The sequence below is a fragment of the Mangrovimonas sp. DI 80 genome (assembly GCF_001975575.1).
Lineage (GTDB): Bacteria > Bacteroidota > Bacteroidia > Flavobacteriales > Flavobacteriaceae > Mangrovimonas_A > Mangrovimonas_A xylaniphaga.
In genome coordinates this window covers 300,435-318,262 of record NZ_MSDT01000003.1, presented here as the reverse complement: position 1 = coordinate 318,262, position 17,828 = coordinate 300,435, and the positions used below count along the sequence as shown (strand labels likewise).

Genomic DNA, 17,828 nt, shown 5'->3' with positions numbered 1-17,828 from the left:
TTAATATTCCAATAACTGAATAATTTTCTCTTTCACTTTTTCTGTAGACGGAATCATTGTCTGCTCTAAAGTGCTATTCAATGGAATGGCTGGCATGTTTTCACTACCTATGGTCATCACTGGTCCATCCAAATATTTAAAACATTCCTCCTGAATTTTCCCTGATAAAGCCCTAGCAAAACTATTGTTGGAAGGCTCCTCAGTAACCACCAAACACTTACCGGTCTTCTTCACCGATTTCATGATAGTCTCTTCATCCAGAGGATAGAGCGTACGTATATCGATCACTTCTATTTGGTCTTGCATGCCCAATTCCTCCGAAGCATTCATCGCCCAATGCACTCCCATTCCATAGGACACAATTGTTAAGGTTTCAACCTCCTCCTGTTTCCATATTTCCTGAAGTATCCAAGCTTGCCCGAATGGCAATACATAATCCTCGGCAGGCTCCACTGAAGTAGCTCCTTGGGTTCCTTTCACCTTACTCCAATACAATCCTTTGTGCTCAAAAATTACCACTGGATTCGGATCGTGGTAAGCGGCTTTCATCAAACCTTTTAAATCGGCACCATTACTTGGATAGGCAATTTTAATCCCTCGGATATTGGTCACCACACTCTCCACAGAAGACGAGTGGTAAGGTCCACCACTACCATAAGCTCCAATAGGCACACGTAAAATCATGCTTACCGGCCATTTTCCATTGGATAGATAACAGCTTCTACTAACCTCAGTAAACAGCTGATTCAATCCTGGCCAGATATAATCGGCAAACTGAACTTCAACAATTGGCTTTAAACCAACAGCACTCATGCCAACCGTGGACCCTACAATAAAGGCCTCCTGAATCGGCGTATTGAACACACGATCGTCTCCAAACTTTTGAGCCAAGGTAGCGGCTTCACGGAATACTCCTCCCAATCTTCCTCCAACATCCTGTCCGTACAACAAACACTCCTTGTGCTGTTTCATCAATTCTTCTACTGCAAACAACGCACAGTCTACCATCACGACCTTTTCGGCTCCTTTTGGTGTTCGCTCTCCTTTTTCTTCGGTGATTGGTGTGGCAGCAAAATCGTTTGTAAACAAGTCTTCCGGTTGCGGATCTTCGGCTTGTAAAGCTCTTTCATAATCGGCTTCAACCTTTGCTTTGGCAGCAGCATCTATTTGCTCAATTTCTTCAGCTGAAAATCCATGATCCAACAATTGCTGCTTCAACACAGGGTATGGATCTCTTGTTTTGGCTTCTTCCAAATCATCGCGATACCACTCCATTCTCACCCCTGATGTGTGGTGATTCAACAACGGTACTTTGGCGTGCACCAAGAAAGGCCTGCGCTCCTTACGAATGGTAGCAATTACCTTTTCAATAGCCTCGTAACTCTCAATAAAATTAGCGCCGTCAATAGAAATAGCTTCCAATCCATTAAACCCTTGGGCATATTCAAAAGCACTTTGGGCACGGGTTTCCGCTTCATTGGCGGAAATATCCCAACCATTGTCCTGCACCAAATACAGAATTGGCATTTGTTTTAAAGCGGCCATTTGAAAGGCTTCGGCAATTTCTCCTTCGGTAACCGAGGCATCTCCTAAACTACATACAGAAATAGGTGCGTCATCTGTCAATTCTACATCCCCAAGAACAGGGTTTTTCAATCCTTGCTTTTCCAAATATTGCATCCCCATGGCAACACCTGTTGCAGGAATGGCCTGCATGCCCGTAGCCGAAGACTGGTGAGGGATTTTAGGCTTATCCAAATCCTTTAAACTAGGGTGCGAATAGTAGGTTCTTCCCCCAGAAAATGGATCGTCCTTTTTGGCTAATACCTGTAGCATTAAATCGTAAGGCTGTAATCCAAACGAAAGCAACATGGCGTCATCTCGGTAATATGGAAAGGCATAATCCTGCGGCAATAACTGCATCCCCAAAGCCGTCTGCACCGCCTCATGGCCTCTTGAAGTGGCATGCACATATTTGGAAACGACCTTAAAATTGGCTTCGTACAATTCGGCCATGGCTTTGGCCGTACATAAATTTAAAAATCCTCTTTCTAAAATGTCCTTCTTCATTAAACTAATTCCTTTTCAATTTTAATGATCCAATTAAAGGGATCTTCAATCTTTCCTGTTTTGATCGCATTAAGGGTATCGTTCACATCCAAACCAACAGGGCTTTCATCGGAAACATGGATTATCTCATCTCCCATTCCAATCTCTTGGATATAGGCAATTCCTACAGCCGTTCCTGTTCCAAAAGCTTCCTCTAAGATTCCTGATTTCGCAGCTTCCTTAATTTCATCTATGGTTATTGGGCGCTCCACAACCTCATAACCTTTGGCTTTTAAAACATCCATCACACTCATTCTTGTGATACCATCCAAAATAGCACCGTCACGTTTTGGTGTGATAAACTTCCCTTCTATTTTAAAGAAGATGTTCATGGTACCCACCTCCTGAATATATTTATGCTCCACAGCATCCAACCATAGAACTTGATCGTAACCCTTGGCCTTCGCAAGTTCTGTTGGTCTGATGGCCGCCGCATAATTACCCGCGGCTTTGGCTTCTCCCGTTCCTCCTTCAACTGCTCTCACGTACTTTTTCTCTGCCCACAACTTGATACGTTTGCTAAAAAACGGACCTGACGGCGATGCCATAATAATGAACTTGTAATGATTTGCGGCACGCATTCCAATAAAAGGTTCATCGGCGTACATAAAAGGGCGTAAATACAACGCACTTCCTTCTGCTGGCGGAATCCAATTATGTTCCAAAGCAACCAACTGCTTCAAACCTTCAACAAATAAATCTTCAGGAAAATGAGGCATTCCCATTCTATCGGCGCTGGTATTTAAACGTGCGGCATTCTTTTCGGCACGAAATAATCTTGGGCAACCATCGGCGCCTACTGTTGCTTTCATTCCTTCAAAAATGGCCTGTCCATAATGCAAAGCCATAGCAGCAGGGTGTGTTGCTATGGGAGCCAAAGGCTCAATCCTTGGGTTAACCCACTGCCCATTTTCATAATCACAAATAAACATATGATCGGTAAAGGTGGTTCCCAAAGGGATATTGTTAAAGTCTACAGTATCTACTTTCGACTTTTCTACTGTTGTTATATGTATGTTATAAGACATGACTTATATTTTTCTATTCGTATCAAACTGTTCAAAATAATCGGCTACCCGACGCACAAAACTACCTCCCAAATAGCCATCAACCACGCGGTGGTCAAAAGATAGGGACAGGTACATCATGCTTCTAATAGCAATTTCATCGCCATTTTCGGTTTCGATGACTTCAGGACGTTTTTTAATAATCCCCAAAGCTAAAATGGCTACTTCTGGTTGGTTAATAATTGGCGTTCCCATAACGCTTCCAAAGGTTCCCACATTGGAAATAGTAAAGGTGCTTCCCTTAATATCGTCACCACCCAGCTTATTATCTCTAGCCTTGCCTGCCATTTCATTGACGTTTTGAGCCAGCGTTTTCAAATCCTTGGTATTGGCATTTTTCACTACGGGAACAATTAAATTTCCTGAAGGCAGAGCAGTTGCCATCCCAATATTGATATCCTCCTTTACAATGATGTTTTTACCATCCACCGAAGCGTTGATATTTGGAAAATCCTTAACAGCCTTGGCAACAGCTTCCACAAACAAAGGGGTAAAGGTCAAACGCTCTCCGTACTTTTCCTCGAAAGCCTTTTTATTGTCATTACGCCATTGTACCATATTGGTCAAATCGGCCTCCACGTAAGCAGTCACGTGTGGGGACGTATGCTTTGAATACACCATATGGTCGGCAATCATTTGACGCATACGGTCCATTTCAACAACCTTTCCTTTTCCTTTGTCAAAACTTAACTTCGGAATGCGATAAGCTGTTGGATCTTGAACTACAGGCTGCGCAAACTTATAAGGTCTGCCATCTTGGATATAATTGAAGACATCGCTTTTACGTAACCTGCCTTCATGCCCAGTAGCAGGAATTCTGGAGAGTTCCTCAAAACTGATATGGTGTTCCCTTGCAATTTTTTCAACCAAAGGCGAAAAAAATGTATTGGTATTATTTACCGAAAAACTAGCCGTATCAATTACTGATGGCTGTATATTCTTTACTTTTTTAGGTTGAGAATTCGTATCCTTTTTGGATGTAACGGTCTTTGTCTTATCAGATGTATTCTTCCCATCTTCAGAAGAATTCAACGTTTCCGAAACTTCCAAAACAGCAATCACCTCTCCGACTGGCACTACATCTTTAGCTTGGAACATGGTTTTCACCAAAGTCCCCGAGCTCGTTGCCGGCACTTCATTGTCAACCTTATCTGTAGCAACTTCTAAAAGAATATCCCCTTCCTCAAAGCTATCCCCTTCATTCACCAACCAATTGATAATGGTTCCCTCTGTTATACTTTCGCCCATTTTGGGCATTTTCAATTCGAATTTCGACATTCTTATGAACTAATGTTTGTTAGTTTATTAAACTTACTTTTTCATAAAATCACGAAGCGTGTCATAGGCACCCTCCTGAACTTTCATGTTTTCCGGAATCTTCCTTAAAGGTTCAACCTCCTTCAGACTCTCATGGCAATCTGCTGGTAATTGCTGATACAATTGCGTCCCTTTAGTCTTCCATGCAATCATGTCATCGGAAACTTCCTTGACAACTTTGGCTGGGTTTCCAACAACAAGACTTCGGTTTGGAATGATGGTTTCTGCCTTTACAAAGGCCATAGCACCAACGATGCATTCATCCCCTATTTGGGCATCGTCCATAATGACACTGTTCATCCCAATCAAGCAATTTCTTCCCAAATTAGCACCATGAATCACGGCTCCATGACCAACATGGGCACTTTCTTTAAGTGTAATTGATTTCCCAGGAAACATGTGCACCGTACAGTTTTCCTGAACGTTCACACCATCCTCCAAAATGATTTGTCCCCAATCGCCACGAATAGCAGCTCCAGGACCTATATAGCAGTTTTTCCCGATGATAACGTTTCCGGTTACGGCCGCCAAAGGGTGCACAAAACTACTTTCGTGTACTACTGGCGTATATCCTTTAAAACTGTAAATCATGGTTTACTTAAAACGTTTCAAAATTTCCTTTGTAAACTCTCCCAACACCAAACGTCCACTAATCGCAGCACGTTCCGAAAGCAATTCATCCCAATGCTCGGTTCCTTGCCAGAACATAGTTTTCATTTCTTTCATGGCCTCTGGATTGTAAGTACACAAATTTTCAGCCATAGCTTTTATCGCTTCATCCATGTCTTGAGTGGTATCAAAAACCTGAGTAAACAGACCTTTGTCTGTAGCCCATTCTGGAGAATAAAAACTATTGGCATCCATAGCAATTTGCGACATGGCACTCACGCCCATTTTACGCTCTATGGCAGGACCAACAACAAAAGGACCAATCCCAATATTAAGTTCGCTTAGTTTGATTTCAGCGAATTTGGTCGCCATACAATAATCGGTTGCCGCTGCCAGGCCAACACCACCACCAACGGTTTTGCCCTGAATACGTCCAATGACAAACTTCGGACATTTGCGCATGGCATTGATCACATTGGCAAAGCCTGAAAAGAATACCTTTCCTGTGGCATCGTCATTGATATTGATCAATTCCTTAAAGCTAGCTCCTGCACAAAAGGTTCTATCGCCTCCACTTTTAAGAACGATGACCTTAACATCATCATTGTTTCCTGCATCTGTAATAGTTTGGGCTAAATCGGCCAATACATTTCCTGGCAACGAATTATGTTCTGGGTGAAAAAACTCCACATACCCGACATGATTTTCTATGCTTAACTTTACGTATGGACTATTTTCCATCTTCAATTTCTTTTATAATTATATCAATCCGAATTGCTCGAAATGATGATTTAAATGTTTTCTCTCCAATAAATACCACTCGTATCTATTCAACTCTCCAAAAACAACATTTTTGGTTTTAGCTTCTGGATGTTCTTTAAAATAGGCCAAATAGGCTTCACGAGCTTCTTTCAATTTTTCTTTGGCCTCCTCTAAACTGGCATGCTTTAACTCAGTAATTCGAGATCTTTCTGCCAAAGGAAAATCATAACCACTTGGCATTTTATCATAGTTATATAGCGTGGCATGTACTTTTTCCAAAATCTTTTCAGGCGTAGCTATTTCAAAATCCTGAATTTCGCCAGAAGCAATTCTGTAGGTATATTCCAAATGCTCCAACATTAACTGAGGTGTAAGATTCCCCCACTTTGCTTTATCCTCTTCGGTAAGCTTGTTGATACATTCTGCAATTTTAGCTTCGGTCATTTCCACCAAAGTTTCTTGTTTCTTCTGAACCATGGTCAAAATAGTTGCAAAAGCTACCATTTCATCATTATTGGCATCAAATACCTCTACAAACCATTTTACAATCCCACTAGGATGTTCGGCTCCTGCCACATCGCGATCTACTTTTTGCTTACAAGTCAATCGTACGTATACCGTATCGTTATGGTACAATGGACGCAGGAATCGACATTCTTCCAAACCGTAGTTTGCTGCCACAGGGCCTTTGTTTGGATATACAAACAATCCCGCTGCTGCGGAAATGATAAAATACCCATGAGCCGTGCGTTTTTCAAAAATGCTACCATCCAGCGAGGTGATGTCTGTATGGGCATAAAAATGGTCCCAAGTCAAATTCGCAAAATTGATAATGTCGGTATCTGTAAAGGTTCGCTTATGGGTTTTAAGTGACATTCCTGGTTGGATGTCTTCCCAATGGTATTTAAACGGATGCTGCTCTGCTTCCTTATAGGCCGCTTTTTGCTGATATATCCCAGTTATTTCGGTCAAAGTAGTTGGTGAGCCCTGAATTGCAGTACGCTGCAGATAATGTTTGATACCTCGCATACCTCCCATCTCTTCGCCACCTCCGGCACGTCCTGGACCACCGTGAACCAAATACGGTAATGGAGACCCGTGACCGGTACTTTGTTTGGCACTTTCACGATTCAACACTAGAATTCGGCCATGATGCGAAGCTGCATTTATCACATATTCCTTAGCAATCTTATCATCATTAGTCGCTATGGAAGACACTAGAGACCCTTTTCCCATTTGGGCCAAAGTAACCGCTTCGTCCATAGTTTTATATGGCATTATGGTACTTACCGGACCAAAAGCTTCACGTTCGTGAACCACGGTGTTTTGCAACGGATTATCCGTACGGAACAAGACAGGGCTAATAAACGCTCCTTTCTGGGCATCGGCTCCTATGGTATCCAATGTATCTAAATTCCCATATACCATTTCGGCTTCTTTGGCAATATCTGAAATGGAATTCTTCACGGCTTCCACTTGTTGTTTGCTTACCAAAGATCCCATTCTCACTTCTTTCAATCTCGGGTCTCCTATGGTAACTTTATCCAAAGCTTTTCCTAAAGCAATCTGAACATCCTCAACAATACCTTCAGGCACAATGATACGACGGATAGCCGTACACTTTTGTCCTGCTTTCACCGTCATTTCATTTCGAACTTCCTTTATGAACAGATCAAATTCTGGAGTCCCTGGCACAGCATCTTCACCAAGGATAGAAGCATTCAAAGAATCTGCTTCCATAGTAAATGGCACAGCCTCCTGTATTAATCTAGGATGCGCTTTTAACAAACGTCCTGTTGCTGCAGACCCTGTAAAGGTCACCACATCTTGAGACTCTACCGTATCCAATATGGATTTTACGGTACCATTAATAATTTGTAAGGCTCCCTCTGGCAAAATTCCTGAGGCTATGATTTCTCTAGCTACAGCCTCTGCCAAATAAGATGATGATGGGGCTGGCAACACGACTGCAGGAACCCCTGCCATCCAATTTACCGCACACTTTTCCAACATTCCCCAAACCGGGAAATTAAAGGCATTGATATGTACCGCCACCCCTTTTTTAGGAACCATAATGTGGTGTGCCATAAAACGGCCTCCACGAGATAAATCGATTGGGTCCCCTTCAACATGATAAGGTTGATTAGGAAACAATTTTCTTAAAGAGGCATTAGCAAAAAGATTTCCAAAACCTCCTTCAATGTCTATCCAACTATCTATTCTAGTAGCACCTGTACGGTAACTTAATTCGTAAAATTGCTCTTTGCGTTTGGTAAGATATAAGGCCAACTTTTTAAGCATGTTCCCACGCTCCTGAAACGTCATTTCCCTAAGAATCTCCCCTCCCTTGGTTCTTCCGTAGTTTAATATTTCTGGAATGTCCAAACCTTCAATGGCCACACTGGTAAAAGCTTCCCCAGTAATAGCATCTAAAACCGGAATTCCTTCTTCTTTACCTTCGGTCCATTGACCTTGAACGTAATGTTGTATTTTTTTCATATTACACTCTTTCAATAATTGCTGCGTAACCTTGCCCGACACCAATGCACATGGTCACCAAAGCGTAACGCTTATTTTGTTCCTGTAATTCCAATGCTGCCGAATAAGCGATACGTGCGCCTGTCACTCCCAGTGGATGACCAATAGCAATTGAGCCTCCATTTGGGTTCAATCTAGGGTCGTCGTCCGCCAATCCCCAAGCACGTGTACATGCCAAGGCCTGAGCAGCAAACGCTTCATTTAGTTCAATAATATCCATATCGTCCATGGTCAAACCTGCCTTTGCCAAAGCTTTATTGGAAGCCTCTACAGGGCCAATCCCCATAATGCGAGGCTCAACGCCAACCACCGCGGAACTAACAATTCTAGCCAATGGTTTTAAGTTATATTTTTCAACCGCTTCTGAAGACGCGATAATGGTCGCTGCTGCTCCATCATTCAATCCAGAGGAGTTCCCTGCTGTGACGCTTCCATCCTTTTTAAAGGCCGGACGCAATTTCCCCAACACTTCCATAGTGGTTGTTGGTTTTACAAATTCATCTTTTGCAAACAGAATCGGGTCCTTTTTGCGTTGTGGAATTTCAACCGTCATTATTTCTTTTGCCAATCTCCCATTTTCTTGGGCTTTGGTCGCCTTCATTTGGCTCCAGTTGGCAAACTTATCTTGATCCTCACGTGAAATATCGTGCAACTCTACCAAGTTTTCAGCGGTATTCCCCATACCATCTGTTCCATACATCTCGTGCATTTTTGGATTTACAAAACGCCATCCAAAACTGGAATCATACATTTTGGAATCTGTTCCAAAACCTGAAGACGGCTTTGAAACTACCAAAGGTCCACGTGTCATATTTTCAACACCGCCTGCAATAAAAATGTCGCCATCTCCAGCTTTTATCGCTCTATTGGCATGAATAATCGCCGACAATCCTGAACTGCACAAACGGTTCACCGTTTCTCCTGGAACGGTATATGGCAAGCCAGCCAACAACAAAGACATTCTTGCTACGTTGCGGTTGTCTTCCCCGGCTTGGTTAGCACAGCCCAAAATCACATCATCGTAAGCTTCTTTTGGAATGTTTGGATTTCGTTTAACTATTTCTTCAATTACCAAAGCCCCTAAATCGTCCGTTCTCACAGCCGACAAAGTGCCTTTGTAACTTCCTATTGGAGTACGAACTCCATCTATGATATATGCTTCTTTCATATTTATGCCCACGAAAGTGGGTATCTTTTCAGTTTAATTCTCACGAAAGTGTGAATCCTATTTACTATTATATTTTTACGCATTCCTAAACAATACTTTTCTGTTTAGGTTTCGATATTTCTTTTGAATTAAGAGATTCCTGCCTTCGCAAGAATTCATTCCCATTCTTTTTGAGTGCGATATACCACACCTTTGAACAGTGCTACCAGTTCATCGCCTCGCTTTACTTCAACAATATTGAAGCCTAATTTGTTATTTACTTTTTCTATCACGGACTCCGCCACCAAATAATCACCCTCGTTTAGGGCTTCGATATGATTGATACTGGTTTCAATGGAAACCGAAAATCTACCGTGGGTATTTGCTGCAAAACCAAAGGCTGTATCTGCAAGCGAATAACTAATGCCTCCATGTGCTTTGCCCATGCTGTTGAGCATTTCCTTTCTAACGGTCATCCCTACCTTGCAACGACCAATTTCGCATTCCAAAATTTCTATGCCCAACCAAGTACTAAACGGATCTTGGTGCAACATTTTGTGCGGTATTTGTTCGCCCTGCATTAAAAAAAGCTTTTGTTTTCTTTGTTCATTTTACGCAATAACGGACTGCACCTGTAACGATCTTCATGATACTCGTTATAAAGCTCATCCAACTTGGCTACACACCAATCAATTCCTTTTTCATCTGCCCATGCCAACAGCCCTTTGGGGTAATTCACCCCTTTGGTCATGGCATTGTCAATATCTTCAGCCGACGCAATATTTAAGAACAAAGCATCTGCTACTTCATTAATCAACATCACCAAGACACGGTCAAAAATTTGTTGGGCTAATTCTTTGTTCTCTGTTGGAGTAGGCATTTCAACTCCTTCGGAATAATCGTAATATCCCTTCCCGGTTTTTCTGCCTAAATATCCTGCTTCGCTCAAACGCTTTTGCGTAAAAGATGGTTTGTATCTAGGGTCGAAATAGAAGGATGTAAACACTGTTTCGGTTACGGTATAATTCACGTCATTCCCTATGAAATCCATCAACTCAAAAGGTCCCATACGGAAACCTCCAATGGTTTTTAAGCTCCAATCAATGGTTGCAAAATCGGCAATCCCTTCTTCATAAATTCGCAAGGCTTCCCCATAAAATGGACGTGCCACACGATTCACAATAAATCCAGGGGTATCTTTAGCAACCGCCACAGTTTTATTCCAATCGGAAATAGTCTTTACCGCCAAATCCAAAACGTCCTTGGAAGTTTGCACGGCAGGAATCACCTCTACCAACTTCATCAAAGGTGCTGGGTTAAAAAAGTGAATTCCAATGCAGCGTTCCGGCTTTTGAAGCGATGCCGCAATGGAAGCAATGGATAAAGAAGAGGTGTTTGAAGCGATGATACAGTCATCACTCACATAGCTTTCCAATTCTGAAAAGACCTTTTTCTTGATGTCCAAATTCTCAACAATGGCTTCAATGGTAAGGTTGGAACCTGCTAATTCCTTTAGGGTATCCACATATTGAATATTGCTTTGAATCCTCAGTTTTTCATGAGTATCAATGCGCCCCTTTTCCACCAATCTGGCTAATATTTTTTCCAATGACAATCTTGCTTTTTCCAAAGCTGCTTCATTGGTATCATATAATTTAACGGTACATCCCGCGGTGGCTGCCACTTGTGCAATGCCACTCCCCATGGTGCCGCTTCCTATGATTCCTACGTTCATTTACTTTCCTTTAAAAGTTGGTTTTCTTTTCTCTACAAATGCCGAAACCCCTTCAGCATAATCCTCGGTTCCTGCAGCTTCAATTTGATATTTTGACTCCAAAGCCAACTGCTCTTCCAAGTTGTTGGTCAAGGATTGATTCAAACTTTTCTTGATCAATCCCAATGCTTTGGTTGGCATGTTTGCCATTTTTAAGGCTAGTTTAGATACTTCTTCCTCAAAACTTTCCAATGGCAATACTTTATAAATCATCCCCAAGCGCTCGGCTTCTTCAGCAGACACTTTATCTCCCAACATGGCCAAAGCAGACGCTTTTTGGAAGCCAATCAATCGCGGCAAAAAGAATGTCCCGGCACTGTCTGGAATCAAACCAATCAAACTAAAAGCCTGAATAAAGCTCACCTGCTCATGGGCCACTACCACATCGCAGGCCAAAGCAATATTGGCTCCTGCGCCAGCAGCTACGCCATTTACAGCTCCTATGATTGGTTTTTCTATATGTCGAATTCTGGTAATGATTGGATTGTAGTGTTCTTCCAATATTTTCTTGAAGCCAGGGTTCAATTCTGGTGAAGTAACTTCCTTTAAATCCTGTCCCGCACAAAATGCCTTTCCGTTTCCTGTCAACACAATGGCTCTTACCTCTTCATTTGTTTCACAAGCATCCAGAGTCTCTTGAAGTTTCAAGGCCATTTCGCGATTGAAACTATTGAATACTTCTGGACGGTTAAGCGTGATATAGGCTATATTATTTTCAATTTTCAATTCAATTGAACTCATATCTATTTTGGTAGTTTAAATTCTGGATTATAAATAATTCCAATGATATTTTTCCAAGGATCATACACGCTCGCTACAACTATGTCGCCTCCAACATTATTGGGTGCTTCATGCTTGGTGGCTCCCATTTCAACTAAGATATCATACACCTTTTGGATATCCTCAACACCCCAATAGGTTTGCACCGTTCCATTATCGGTGCCTTGTACCTTCTCTTTGGGATGCAAGCCCAATTCGTAGCCTCCAATATTAAATCCCACATAATAAGGGGTATCGTAATATGGCTGCGCATTGAAGGCCTTGGCATACCACGCTTTGGCTTTCTCAAGGTCCTCCACCATGTATACAACCGTACGAAGACCCAACATTGGTGATTGTTTATTTTCCATTGTATTTTATTATTTCAAGCATTTAAAATAATCGAAAGGTTCATGACAATCATCACATTGAAACTGGGCCTTACAGGCCGTAGAACCAAATTGGCTTACCAACCGTGTATTGGTTGAACCACATTGAGGACACTTCACAATTCGTTTGCCATGAAGAAGCACATCTTTATCGGCTTCGGCTTCCAAAGGAGCTGCAATGCCATACGCTTCCAAAGCCTTTCTTCCTCTGGGTGTGATCCAATCGGTTGTCCAAGCTGGGGCTAGAATCAACTCTATTTCCGATTCATAACCAGCCTTTTTTAATGCGGCTTTGATATCGTCCCCAATAACATCCATGGCAGGGCAACCACTATAGGTTGGGGTGATTTTTACCTTGACAAGGTTATTTTCAATAACGGCAGAACGTACAACTCCCATATCCATAATGGACAACACTGGAATTTCAGGATCTGACACCTGTTCCAGAATTGGGATAAGAATTTCGTCTATATGTTGTTTTTCTTCTACCATTTTAAACCTCTCGATTTCTCTCGAAACCACAGTTAATTTTAGATTCCTGCTTTCGCAGGAATTTTACCACTCCATATTTGGGTAGGCGCGTTGCATGTATTGCATATCGGCCAACAAATAGCCCATGTGCTCTGTGTGAATTCCTTGTTTTCCACCTTTTTGGAAATACTTGGATTCTGGAATTTCTATCCTTGCTTCTTCCAACACTTCAGAAACCGTCTTGTAATAAGCGTCCTTAAGTGTCGTCACATCCACTCCAATGCCTTCTTCAACCATAGCCTTATCTGCATCCGTTAGATGAAACAACTCATCAGTATAAGTCCAAAGATCGTTGATAGCGGTTTGAATGCGTGTATTGCTTTCTTCAGTTCCATCGCCCAAACGTTTGATCCAATCGGAAGAGAAACGTTGGTGATAGCTTACTTCCTTGATAGATTTTGTAGCAATGGCCGATAAAGTTAGATCGCTACTTTTTTGCAATTCGGTTAGGAACAGCAAATGATACACATCAAATAAAAACTGACGTGCCATAGTGTATCCAAAATCTGTATTAGGCTGCTCCACCAAGAGTACATTGTAATATTCACGTTCCTTTCGAAGAAATGCAATGGTATCTTCGGAAGCGCCTTCTCCTTTTATTTTTGCGGCATATTGATAATAACTGCGTACTTGCCCCAACAAATCCAAGGACATATTGGTACAGGCAATATCGGTTTCCAAATTTGGCCCGTGCCCACACAGTTCCCCCAACCTTTGACCCAAAATCAAAGAGTTATCGGCAATGCCTAGTATATATCTATATAAATTGTCTTTCATATCTCTTTCCCACGAAAATGGGAATCTGTTTAATTACTTCTCGATACAATTTGTTACTATCGTACAAATTACTCGAAGTGACATTTGTTTTACTTACGAATTTCCTGTTTTCAGGAAACTATTACATATGTTTTACTTCGTCCGGCAAGTCATAAAAGGTAGGATGACGATACACCTTATCCTGCGCCGGCTCGAACATTTCACCATTATGTTCTGGGTTTGAAGCAGTGATATACTTTGATTCTACCACCCAAATGCTCACACCTTCATTTCTTCTTGTATAGACATCACGTGCATTTTCCAACGCCATTTCAGCATCGGCCGCATGTAAGCTACCAAAATGCCTGTGTTCCAATCCGTTTTTACTTCTTACAAAGACTTCCCAAAGAGGCCAGTTTTTTGTTGACATAATATTATTTTTAAACTGCTTGTTTTTCTTTTCTTTCTTGTTGCTTTTCGGCATGCGCCATGGCTGCATCACGCACCCATTCGCCGCGTTCCCATGCTCCCACACGAGCTTTCATACGCTCCTTGTTCATTGGTCCGTGGCCTTTTACCACTTGCCAAAACTCATCCCAATTGATTTCACCAAAGTCATAGCTTCCTCGTTCTTCATTCCATTTTAAATCTGGATCTGGAATGGTTAAACCCAGAATTTCCGCCTGAGGTACCGTTTGGTCAATAAACTGCTGACGCAATTCGTCATTGGTTTTACGTTTCAACTTCCATTTCATGGATTGTTCAGTATGGGTTGATTCTGCATCGGTAGGACCAAACATCATCAAACTAGGCCACCACCAACGGTTTAAAGCATCCTGAGCCATTTCTTTTTGTTCCGGAGCTCCTTGACAAAGTTTCAACATGATTTCATAGCCTTGACGCTGGTGGAAACTTTCTTCCTTACACACTCTCACCATAGCTCGGGCATAAGGTCCAAATGAGGTATTGCACAAGGGCACTTGATTGATAATGGCTGCGCCATCTACCAACCAACCAATGGCTCCCATATCGGCCCAAGTAACGGTTGGATAATTGAATATCGAGGAATATTTAGCCTTACCGGAATGTAACTGCTCATACAATTCGTCACGAGAAATCCCTAAAGTTTCACATGCTGAATACAGATACAAACCATGGCCAGCCTCATCCTGGACCTTGGCCAATAACGCCACTTTTCTTCTTAACGAAGGCGCTCTAGTAATCCAATTCCCTTCTGGCAACATCCCCACAATCTCTGAATGGGCGTGTTGTGATATTTGCCTAATATGGGTCTGGCGGTATTTCTCCGGCATCCAATCTTTAGGCTCTATTTTCTCGTCACGTGCAATACGTGCTTCGAATTGTTCTTCTAAATTTTTAATTTGTTCTTCACTCATAATTTATGCCTGCCCAAACAGGTATGTTTAAATTAATTGTTTCAATAGTTTAAAGAATTCTTCCTTAGGAATTCTTACACATCAAAGTCAACCACCACTTTGTCTGTCGTCGGTACCGCTTGGCAACTTAACACATAATTTTGTGCTACCTCTTTTTCTTCCAAAGCATAGTTGATTTTCATTTTAACCGAACCTTCCTTCACTTGACATTTACAAGTAGAGCAAACCCCACCTTTACAAGCAAAAGGTAAATCGGCTCCTGCGGCCAAAGCACCATCCAAAATGTTGTCGAAATCGTCATCCATGATGAAATGGAATTCTTTTCCACCATCGATAATGGTCACTTCTGTACCATCTACTTTCTCTTCCAAAACTTCAGCGATGTGCTTATTTTCTTCTTCGGAACTTCCAGAGAAAAACAATTCATAATGAATGTTCTCTTTAGGCAATCCTGCCGCCTGAAGTTCATCTCGAATCAAAAAGATCATGTCTTGGGGTCCGCAGATAAAGGCATGTGCCGTATCTGGAATATCAATAAAGGTCTTGGTTAAAATCTCTAGTTTTTCGTGGTCAAATCGTCCATTTAAAAATGGAATATCGCGTTGCTCTTTGGTTAAAAAGTAGAACACTTGAAAGCGTCCAAAGAACTCATTTTTAAGCTGCTCTATTTCTTCCTTAAAGATAATGGATTTCACCGTGCGATTCAAGTAAAACAACTTGAATGTACTCTCCGGTTCCTTGTGCAAATGGGTCTTGATAATGGATAGCATTGGAGTAATTCCGCTACCTGCAGCAAAGGCGATATAATTTTTGGAACTTTCGGGCTCGCATTCCACAAAGAACTCTCCGTGTGGCGGCATCACCTCTAACTCATCGCCCGCCTTTAATTCGTTAAAAGCATAGTTGGAAAACAGCCCTCCTCTAATGGTCTTGATGGCCACTTTCCACTCATTGTCCAACGGACTAGAGCAAAGCGAATAATTTCTTCGCACGTCCTGCCCATTTATTTCTTTTCGCAAAGTTAAATGTTGCCCTTGCTTAAACTTGAATACCTCTTTTAAATCTTCGGGAATCTCAAAAGACACCACTACGGTATCCTTTGTTTCCTTATATATATCTGAAACTTTTATTCGATAAAACTCTGCCATATTTTGTTCGATGCATTTTAACTAACACTTGTTAGTTTGATAGCAAATTTACAAAATATTTCGAGATACAAATGTTAATTTCCAAAGCTTAACGCTTTATAATTGTAGATATCGAAATTTAGCTGCCAAAAAATTGCAGCCAAGTGCATAAAATTCAACTTTAAACAATGCCGTTAATAAGTACGTTGCTCAAGTTTTCGGAGAGTTCTTCAGGGTTTAAATCCTCCTTTTTCGGGATCCAGATATAAAGGGAACGTAATGTGGACAACATGGAAAACAACATGACATCGACATTGGAATCTTCAATTTCCCCTGCATTGATGCCCTCAATTAAAATATCACGAAACTCCTCCTCATAATCTGTGCGTAAGGTTAAATAATACTCCAACTTTTCCTCCAAATGCATCCAATCATTATTCAAGGATGCCATCCCGGAGGTATTGTTTGACGTGATATCTACGTGCAATTTGACAATTTTCCGAAGTTTTTCGATACTGGAAATTTCAGCAGACTTGATCTCTCTCATCCCTTCCGTAAAGGTCTCCGCCAAGGAAATAATAATATCCTTGAGGATTTCCTGCTTGGAACTAATATGGTTGTACAAGCTTGCCGCCTTGATCCCCATAGTCCCAGCCAAATCCCGCATAGTCACAGCACTATAGCCCTTTTCCTTAAAAAGTTTGGCCGCGGTTTTTATAATTTCGTCTTTACGGGTATTTACAGGAGTACTCAATTTTTAGAAGTTTAGATTGCCTAGGGAAGGCTGTTAATTTTGAAGGTTTATTTGTTGCAACTCATCCAATACATAAATAGGAGTTTCGTTGTATTCCAAGGTCCAACCCAATGAATTGGTCAGGATATAAAATTTGGACAGTTCGCTAATCAATCGATCTTTGGCATTGGCCTTCATTTGTGAAGCTTCCAACTTTTTAGCCAAGGAAGCCTTTACTTTTTGATTGATGATGTTGTAGTCTTTGGCTTCAAACGGATTGAAAAAATCAGATTGCACATCATAGTATTCCAAATCTGGACTGATCTTAATTTCTTCTTTGGGGATGCTTTTTATTCTCAGGATTTTGTTGGTTTCATCCACTTCGTATTCAATCTTGCTCAAATCATATGAAATGGTCACCTCGGCATTCACCACTACCAAAGCCTTTTTATCTGAAGTAAAGTAAGAACCGAAGAGCTCTTTGGAATTTTTATAGTTGAACACTTCGCTGAAATGTCCCTCGATTACCACCAATTTCCCAACCTTCCGAATCTGCTCCTGAATCAATGCAGAACTCTCCAAAAGCACCGCTTCGTCTTTCTTTTGATCAGCACAATATTTGAAAACAAAAAGTGCCGCAAGGGTTATTAAAATTCCTAAGAGGATTTTTCGCATAAGGCTAATTTAAACAAAAAAAACATTAGTTGCTTTCTCCTGTGAAAGCCTAACTAATGTTTTTAAATAATTGATTAATAGCCTTGTAAAAATAAAAATAACCCGAACTAGATGTGTTACTAAAAAGTTACCGAATTA

Annotated in this window: 18 protein-coding genes; all 18 read right to left on the bottom strand. The window is 41.4% G+C overall.

Going from position 1 to position 17,828, the window contains the following annotated elements:
• The 18 genes from BKM32_RS07635 to BKM32_RS07550 all read right to left on the bottom strand — a co-directional run bounded on the left by BKM32_RS07635 (position 1) and on the right by BKM32_RS07550 (position 17,690).
• On the bottom strand, positions 1 to 2,070 hold the full coding sequence (locus BKM32_RS07635; protein ID WP_076663291.1) for a thiamine pyrophosphate-dependent enzyme: 2,070 nt from the start codon (positions 2,068 to 2,070) through the stop codon (positions 1 to 3).
• Positions 2,070 to 3,137, bottom strand: coding sequence for a branched-chain amino acid aminotransferase (locus BKM32_RS07630; protein WP_076663290.1), 1,068 nt, complete (start codon positions 3,135 to 3,137; stop codon positions 2,070 to 2,072). The genes BKM32_RS07635 and BKM32_RS07630 overlap by 1 nt, the downstream gene beginning before the upstream one ends.
• A 3-nt stretch (positions 3,138 to 3,140) precedes the next feature.
• The gene (locus BKM32_RS07625; RefSeq protein WP_253187433.1) at positions 3,141 to 4,424 is read right to left on the bottom strand and encodes a 2-oxo acid dehydrogenase subunit E2; all 1,284 of its coding nucleotides are present in this window, start codon (positions 4,422 to 4,424) and stop codon (positions 3,141 to 3,143) included.
• A 63-nt stretch (positions 4,425 to 4,487) separates the two neighbouring features.
• Entirely contained in the window at positions 4,488 to 5,084 is a 597-nt protein-coding gene (locus BKM32_RS07620) for a transferase hexapeptide repeat family protein (RefSeq protein ID WP_076663288.1), read from the bottom strand.
• Between the two features lie 3 nt (positions 5,085 to 5,087).
• Positions 5,088 to 5,843, bottom strand: coding sequence for an enoyl-CoA hydratase/isomerase family protein (locus BKM32_RS07615; RefSeq protein WP_076663287.1), 756 nt, complete (start codon positions 5,841 to 5,843; stop codon positions 5,088 to 5,090).
• 18 nt (positions 5,844 to 5,861) lie between these two features.
• Positions 5,862 to 8,363 carry a phenylacetic acid degradation bifunctional protein PaaZ gene (gene paaZ / locus BKM32_RS07610; RefSeq protein WP_076663286.1) on the bottom strand — a complete coding sequence of 834 codons (2,502 nt, stop codon included), beginning with the start codon at positions 8,361 to 8,363 and terminating at the stop codon, positions 5,862 to 5,864.
• A gap of 1 nt (position 8,364) precedes the next feature.
• Complete coding sequence (gene pcaF / locus BKM32_RS07605) at positions 8,365 to 9,570, bottom strand: 3-oxoadipyl-CoA thiolase (protein WP_076663285.1); 1,206 nt, start codon at positions 9,568 to 9,570, stop codon at positions 8,365 to 8,367.
• A gap of 155 nt (positions 9,571 to 9,725) precedes the next feature.
• Positions 9,726 to 10,130, bottom strand: a complete 405-nt coding sequence (locus tag BKM32_RS07600) for a PaaI family thioesterase (RefSeq protein WP_053978431.1) — start codon at positions 10,128 to 10,130, stop codon at positions 9,726 to 9,728.
• Positions 10,130 to 11,284 (bottom strand): 3-hydroxyacyl-CoA dehydrogenase NAD-binding domain-containing protein, encoded by a 1,155-nt coding sequence (locus BKM32_RS07595; RefSeq protein WP_076663284.1) that lies wholly within the window; start codon positions 11,282 to 11,284, stop codon positions 10,130 to 10,132. The genes BKM32_RS07600 and BKM32_RS07595 overlap by 1 nt, the downstream gene beginning before the upstream one ends.
• On the bottom strand, positions 11,285 to 12,064 hold the full coding sequence (locus tag BKM32_RS07590; RefSeq protein WP_171971850.1) for an enoyl-CoA hydratase-related protein: 780 nt from the start codon (positions 12,062 to 12,064) through the stop codon (positions 11,285 to 11,287).
• Between the two features lie 2 nt (positions 12,065 to 12,066).
• On the bottom strand, positions 12,067 to 12,453 hold the full coding sequence (locus BKM32_RS07585; RefSeq protein ID WP_076663282.1) for a VOC family protein: 387 nt from the start codon (positions 12,451 to 12,453) through the stop codon (positions 12,067 to 12,069).
• A gap of 9 nt (positions 12,454 to 12,462) precedes the next feature.
• On the bottom strand, positions 12,463 to 12,963 hold the full coding sequence (gene paaD / locus BKM32_RS07580) for a 1,2-phenylacetyl-CoA epoxidase subunit PaaD (RefSeq protein ID WP_076663281.1): 501 nt from the start codon (positions 12,961 to 12,963) through the stop codon (positions 12,463 to 12,465).
• 63 nt (positions 12,964 to 13,026) lie between these two features.
• A complete protein-coding gene (gene paaC, locus BKM32_RS07575; RefSeq protein WP_076663280.1) occupies positions 13,027 to 13,779 on the bottom strand; it encodes a 1,2-phenylacetyl-CoA epoxidase subunit PaaC in 753 nt (250 codons plus the stop codon).
• 121 nt (positions 13,780 to 13,900) lie between these two features.
• Complete coding sequence (gene paaB, locus BKM32_RS07570; RefSeq protein WP_053978437.1) at positions 13,901 to 14,188, bottom strand: 1,2-phenylacetyl-CoA epoxidase subunit PaaB; 288 nt, start codon at positions 14,186 to 14,188, stop codon at positions 13,901 to 13,903.
• A 10-nt stretch (positions 14,189 to 14,198) separates the two neighbouring features.
• On the bottom strand, positions 14,199 to 15,155 hold the full coding sequence (gene paaA / locus BKM32_RS07565; RefSeq protein ID WP_053978438.1) for a 1,2-phenylacetyl-CoA epoxidase subunit PaaA: 957 nt from the start codon (positions 15,153 to 15,155) through the stop codon (positions 14,199 to 14,201).
• Between the two features lie 74 nt (positions 15,156 to 15,229).
• Positions 15,230 to 16,303 (bottom strand): 1,2-phenylacetyl-CoA epoxidase subunit PaaE, encoded by a 1,074-nt coding sequence (paaE, locus tag BKM32_RS07560; RefSeq protein WP_076663279.1) that lies wholly within the window; start codon positions 16,301 to 16,303, stop codon positions 15,230 to 15,232.
• Positions 16,304 to 16,463: 160 nt separating this feature from the next.
• Positions 16,464 to 17,036 carry a TetR/AcrR family transcriptional regulator gene (locus BKM32_RS07555; protein WP_076663278.1) on the bottom strand — a complete coding sequence of 191 codons (573 nt, stop codon included), beginning with the start codon at positions 17,034 to 17,036 and terminating at the stop codon, positions 16,464 to 16,466.
• A 33-nt stretch (positions 17,037 to 17,069) separates the two neighbouring features.
• Positions 17,070 to 17,690, bottom strand: coding sequence for a DUF4230 domain-containing protein (locus tag BKM32_RS07550; protein WP_076663277.1), 621 nt, complete (start codon positions 17,688 to 17,690; stop codon positions 17,070 to 17,072).
• Between the last annotated feature and the right edge of the window lie 138 nt (positions 17,691 to 17,828).

Bases quoted from the DNA above. Each gene is read 5' to 3' on its own strand.
- pcaF (WP_076663285.1), bottom strand. From the start codon at position 9,570: ATGAAAGAAGCATATATCATAGATGGAGTTCGTACTCCAATAGGAAGT.
- paaE (WP_076663279.1), bottom strand. From the start codon at position 16,303: ATGGCAGAGTTTTATCGAATAAAAGTTTCAGATATATATAAGGAAACA.
- BKM32_RS07595 (WP_076663284.1), bottom strand. From the start codon at position 11,284: ATGAACGTAGGAATCATAGGAAGCGGCACCATGGGGAGTGGCATTGCA.
- BKM32_RS07615 (WP_076663287.1), bottom strand. From the start codon at position 5,843: ATGGAAAATAGTCCATACGTAAAGTTAAGCATAGAAAATCATGTCGGG.
- BKM32_RS07635 (WP_076663291.1), bottom strand. From the start codon at position 2,070: ATGAAGAAGGACATTTTAGAAAGAGGATTTTTAAATTTATGTACGGCC.
- paaA (WP_053978438.1), bottom strand. From the start codon at position 15,155: ATGAGTGAAGAACAAATTAAAAATTTAGAAGAACAATTCGAAGCACGT.
- BKM32_RS07590 (WP_171971850.1), bottom strand. From the start codon at position 12,064: ATGAGTTCAATTGAATTGAAAATTGAAAATAATATAGCCTATATCACG.
- BKM32_RS07585 (WP_076663282.1), bottom strand. From the start codon at position 12,453: ATGGAAAATAAACAATCACCAATGTTGGGTCTTCGTACGGTTGTATAC.
- paaB (WP_053978437.1), bottom strand. From the start codon at position 14,188: ATGTCAACAAAAAACTGGCCTCTTTGGGAAGTCTTTGTAAGAAGTAAA.
- BKM32_RS07630 (WP_076663290.1), bottom strand. From the start codon at position 3,137: ATGTCTTATAACATACATATAACAACAGTAGAAAAGTCGAAAGTAGAT.
- paaC (WP_076663280.1), bottom strand. From the start codon at position 13,779: ATGAAAGACAATTTATATAGATATATACTAGGCATTGCCGATAACTCT.
- paaZ (WP_076663286.1), bottom strand. From the start codon at position 8,363: ATGAAAAAAATACAACATTACGTTCAAGGTCAATGGACCGAAGGTAAA.
- BKM32_RS07620 (WP_076663288.1), bottom strand. From the start codon at position 5,084: ATGATTTACAGTTTTAAAGGATATACGCCAGTAGTACACGAAAGTAGT.
- BKM32_RS07625 (WP_253187433.1), bottom strand. From the start codon at position 4,424: ATGGGCGAAAGTATAACAGAGGGAACCATTATCAATTGGTTGGTGAAT.
- BKM32_RS07550 (WP_076663277.1), bottom strand. From the start codon at position 17,690: ATGCGAAAAATCCTCTTAGGAATTTTAATAACCCTTGCGGCACTTTTT.
- paaD (WP_076663281.1), bottom strand. From the start codon at position 12,963: ATGGTAGAAGAAAAACAACATATAGACGAAATTCTTATCCCAATTCTG.
- BKM32_RS07600 (WP_053978431.1), bottom strand. From the start codon at position 10,130: ATGCAGGGCGAACAAATACCGCACAAAATGTTGCACCAAGATCCGTTT.